Origin of the sequence: Microbacterium sp. 69-10 (assembly GCF_001897945.1) — a bacterium.
GTDB lineage: Bacteria > Actinomycetota > Actinomycetes > Actinomycetales > Microbacteriaceae > Microbacterium.
This window is the reverse complement of sequence record NZ_MKRT01000032.1, coordinates 6,473-11,049: the sequence shown is the minus strand read 5'-3', so window position 1 is coordinate 11,049 and position 4,577 is coordinate 6,473. Positions and strand designations below refer to the sequence as shown.

Annotated in this window: 5 protein-coding genes; 1 reads left to right on the top strand and 4 read right to left on the bottom strand. The window is 66.2% G+C overall.

Annotated features, from left to right (window positions below; translation table 11 throughout):
- Window positions 1-434 (bottom strand): thioredoxin domain-containing protein (locus BGN97_RS17570; protein WP_292704486.1); only part of this gene is annotated, 434 nt, incomplete at its 3' end.
- Between the two features lie 280 nt (window positions 435-714).
- On the opposite strand from BGN97_RS17570, the gene BGN97_RS17565 reads away from it, so the two are divergent.
- On the top strand, window positions 715-1,701 hold the full coding sequence (locus BGN97_RS17565; RefSeq protein ID WP_292704483.1) for a hypothetical protein: 987 nt from the start codon (window positions 715-717) through the stop codon (window positions 1,699-1,701).
- 119 nt (window positions 1,702-1,820) lie between these two features.
- Here the strand turns inward: BGN97_RS17565 and map are convergent, their stop codons facing one another.
- The 3 genes from map to secY all read right to left on the bottom strand — a co-directional run.
- Complete coding sequence (gene map / locus BGN97_RS17560) at window positions 1,821-2,669, bottom strand: type I methionyl aminopeptidase (RefSeq protein WP_292704613.1); 849 nt, start codon at window positions 2,667-2,669, stop codon at window positions 1,821-1,823.
- A 17-nt stretch (window positions 2,670-2,686) separates the two neighbouring features.
- Window positions 2,687-3,283 (bottom strand): adenylate kinase, encoded by a 597-nt coding sequence (locus BGN97_RS17555; protein ID WP_292704480.1) that lies wholly within the window; start codon window positions 3,281-3,283, stop codon window positions 2,687-2,689.
- The coding region (gene secY, locus BGN97_RS17550) for a preprotein translocase subunit SecY (RefSeq protein WP_292704477.1) at window positions 3,280-4,577 on the bottom strand (1,298 nt) is incomplete at its 5' end. The genes BGN97_RS17555 and secY, both read right to left, overlap by 4 nt.

Sequence of the window (4,577 nt, the reverse complement as noted above, 5' to 3'; positions counted from 1 at the left end):
TTCGCGAAGAGCAGCTTGGCGTATGCGAGGTACTTGTCCGGCTGCTCGGACGCGACGCACACCGCCGCAGCTGCGGAGCGGGAGGAGTACTCGGTGCCCTGCGAGTAGCGATCCAGGATCGCGATGGGGTGGTAGTTGAGCGTGATCTTGCCGCTCTCGGCCGCCTTCTCCAGCTCGGGGCCGAACTGCTGCTCGAAGCTGTTGCAGACCGGGCACTGGAAGTCGACGAAGATGTCGACCGTGTCCTTGCCGTCTCCGAACGAGATGGCACCGGTGTCGGCGTTGAAGGACTTCGAGCTGGACGGCGCGGGCCCGGCATCCGTGGCACGGTAGTTCATCCACACGACGACAGCGCCGAGTGCGATCAGCACGACGACGACCGCGGCTGAGATGCCGATGACGAACCAGTTGGGCTTGCTCTGTGTCTGGGCCATGACAGTCCGATCTTTCTGCAGAGAAGTTGACACCCTATTGTGCCGTGCCCACGCTATGCCTCCCCTGTGCCTCTCTCCCACACGCCCCACCCCTCACCCCCACCCCGCGTCGAGAAACCACATTCAGCATGAGAAACCCGTGCAGGCGTGATGTCTCATGCGAGAAGTGGTTTTTGACGGATGAGGTTCTCCCTGCACACTGCAACGAAAGCAGCGAAGTCTCCACACCCACTGGGGTCGGCGCCATGGACGGCATGGGGGCGCGGCATGCTCAGAAGGCATGACGATCATGTTCGCCCAACGTGCTGTCACCCGTGCGCCGCTGCCCTTCGTGACGATTAAGGAGGGCAGGATGCTGGGCATCCGCCTCTCGTCTCCGGAGTACCTTCGCGTGCGATCCGGCATATACGTGAATCGTGCCCAGTACGTGGCGCTTCCTTCGTGGAAGCGATACGCGGTGCGAGTCCATGCATTCGTCCGCAAACACCCCGACGCCGTGCTGTGCCTGGAATCCGCCGCCGTAATCCTGGGCATCCCGTACTTCAACGAACCGAAGGACATCCACGTCTACGACCCCGAACGCGCCGCATCACGGCGGTTCGGAGACGTCGTCGTCCACACGAGCGACGATCCACGAATGGTCGGGAGTGCCGGCAGCATCCTGACGACCTCGCCGATGGACACCGCCGTCGATCTGATCCGGATGCTTCCGCCGGCTCAGGGGCTGGCAGTGGCGGATGCCGCAATCGCACCCGCACAGGGCGGTTTTTCCGATCTTGCTGAACTGAGGGCTCTCTCCGAGGCCCAGCGCAATCGGCGGGGACGTGCTCGACTGCGATGGGTGTGGTCGCATGCGGATGCGCGCGCTGAGTCGCCTGCGGAGAGCGTGAGCCGCGCTGTCATCGGTTGGTGCGGATTCGAGCATCCGGAGTTGCAGCGCGAGTTCGAGTACGAAGGCGCACGCGATCGGGTTGATTTCCTCTTCCCGTCGACCGGAGCTATCGGCGAAGCCGATGGCTGGGGCAAATACGAACTCGACGATCCGAACAAAGCCGCACAGCATCTCCGCGACGAGAAACGTCGGGAAGACAGACTGCGACGCCACGGGCATCCGTTCTCCCGCTGGGATCTCGCGGATGCCTGGCGCGTCAATCCGCTCGCGAACGCGTTGCGGGCAGCCCGTGTCCCCATCGTCCGCCCACGCGAACACGCGTTCCTCACCACGATCTCGCAGCGTCCGCGTGAGAAGCACCCCCAGCATCCGTGAGAAACCAGAACTCGCATGAGAAACACGCGCAGACGTGGTTTCTCTTGCGGGAAGTGGTTTCTCGCGGGAAGAGGCCGCGGCATGCGTGGGCGCAGGGCCGCGGCGTGCCGGAGGCGGCGCTACGGGATCGGGACGGGGGTGACGCCGAACGGGGCGAGACCTGCGGCGCCGCCGTCGGGCGACGTCAGCACCCAGATGCCGCTCTCGTGCCTGGCGACGCTGTGCTCCCAGTGCGAGCCGTCGGAGCCGTCGATCGTGGACACGGTCCAGTCGTCGTCCTCGACGAACGTCTCCTCGCCGCCGGCGGTGACCATCGGCTCGATGGCCAGCACGAGACCCGGACGGATCTCGGCACCGGCGTCGGGCGTGCGGTAGTTGAACACACTCGGGGACTCGTGCATCTTGCGTCCGATGCCGTGGCCCACGTACTCGCGCAGGATGCCGTAGGTCTCCCCCGACACCGCAGAAGGACCCTGAGCCTCGATGTACTCCTGGATGGCTGCGCCGATCTCCCCGATGTGCGAGGCGGATGCCATCGCCGCGATGCCGGCCCACATGGATCCCTCGGTGACACGGGAGAGCTCCTCCCGGCGCGCGACGAGGTCCGGCCGACCGGGATCGGGCACCACGAACGTCACGGCGCTGTCGCCGTTCCACCCCTGGTACTGCGCGCCGCAGTCGACGGAGACGATGTCGCCGGGCTGCAGCACCAGCTCACCGGGGATGCCGTGCACGACCTGCTCGTTGACCGAGATGCAGGTCGTGTGCCGGTAGCCCCGCACCAGCTTGAAGTTCGACTCTGCGCCGCGGTCGGCGATCAGACGGTCGGCGACCGCATCCAGCTCGGCCGTGCTGACGCCCGCGCGCACCAGCGGGCGCACGGCCTCCAGCGCGGCGGCCGTGATCAGACCGGGCTCGACCATCGAGCGCAGCTGCGCCGGGGTCTTGTAGATCGACTTGCGGAACATCGTCATGCGAACCCGGCTCAGACGAGCTGGCCGATGCCGCGGGCGCTGAGCGCCGCGGAGATCCGCGCGGTGATCTCGTCGAGCGAGCCCACGCCGTCGATGCGATCGACGATGCCGCGCTGCTCGTACACCGAGATGATCGGAGCCGTCTCGTGCTCGTAGATGTCCAGACGGTGCGCGATCGCCTCGTCGGTGTCGTCCGAGCGGCCCTGCTCCACCGCGCGCAGCCGCAGGCGGGTGAGGCTCTCCTCGCGCGGGACGTCGAGCAGGATGACGGCGGCGAGTGCAGCATCCGACTCCGCAAGGAACGCGTCCAGGTGAGCCACCTGCGTCGTGTTGCGCGGGTATCCGTCGAGCAGGAACCCGTCGGCGGCATCCTCCTGCGACAGGCGGTCGCGCACGATCTCGCTGGTCAGCTCATCCGGCACCAGGTCGCCGGCCTCGAGGATCGCGGTGACCTGCTGCCCGAGCTCCGTGCCGGCCTTGATGTTGGCGCGGAAGATGTCGCCCGTGGACACGACCGGGATGTTCAGCGCCTCGGCGACGCGGACGCCCTGCGTGCCCTTGCCCGAGCCCTGCGGGCCGACGATCAGGAGTCGTGCGGATGTCGTCATCGGAGGAGCCCTTCGTAATGGCGCTGCTGCAGCTGCGCGTCGATCTGCTTCACGGTCTCCAGTCCGACACCGACGATGATCAGGATCGACGCGCCGCCGAACGGGAAGTTCTGGTTCGCCTGCACGGTGGCCAGCGCGATGAGCGGGATCAGCGCGACGATGCCGAGGTACAGGGAGCCGGGGAACGTGATGCGGGTGATCACGTAGTCCAGGTACTCCGCCGTGGGACGGCCGGCGCGGATGCCGGGGATGAATCCGCCGTACTTCTTCATGTTGTCCGCGACCTCGACCGGGTTGAAGGTGATGGCCACGTAGAAGTAGGTGAAGGCGATGATCAGCAGGAAGTAGATGAGCATGTACAGCGGCTGATCGCCCGAGACGAGGTACGTCATGATCCAGGTCACCCAGGCGGCCGGCTCGCTGCCGTCGGTCGGGGTGTTGAACTGCGCGATCAGCATCGGCAGGCACAGCAGCGACGAGGCGAAGATGATCGGGATCACACCCGCCATGTTCACCTTGATCGGGATGTAGGTGTTCGTGCCGCCGTAGGTGCGGCGGCCCACCATCCGCTTGGCGTACTGCACCGGGACACGACGCTGCGACTGCTCGACGAACACCACCAGCGTCATCACGACCAGGCCGACCACGAGGACGAGCAGGAAGGTCTCGAAGCCCTTGGCCTCGGCGATGGCCCACATCGAGCTCGGGAAGGTCGCGGCGATCGAAGTGAAGATCAGCACGGACATGCCGTTGCCGATGCCCTTCTCGGTGACCAGCTCGGCCATCCACATGATCAGGCCGGTGCCTGCGGTCAGGGCGATGATGATGAGCATCTGCGCCCACCACACGTCGTTCGTGAGCAGCTTCTGGCAGGCTGCGTCTCCGGCCTGGCCGAAGAGCTGCCCGCTGCGGGTCACGGTGACCAGGGTCGCGGACTGCAGCAGTGCGAGTGCGATCGTGAGGTACCGGGTGTACTGGGTCAGCTTGGTCTGGCCCGCCTGGCCCTCCTGGTGGAGGGTCTCGAAGTGCGGGATGACCACGCGCAGCAGCTGCACGATGATCGTCGCGGTGATGTAGGGCATGACGCCCAGCGCGAAGATCGAGAGCTTCAGCAGCGCGCCGCCGGAGAAGAGGTTGACCAGCCCGAGGAGTCCCTCGGTGCCGGCGCTGGCGGCGAGGCACTGCTCGACGTTCGGGAAGTGAACGAACGGAGCCGGCACATTCGAGCCCATGCGGTACAGGGCGATGATGCCGATGGTGAAAAGGATCTTCGCACGCAGATCGGGCGTGCGGA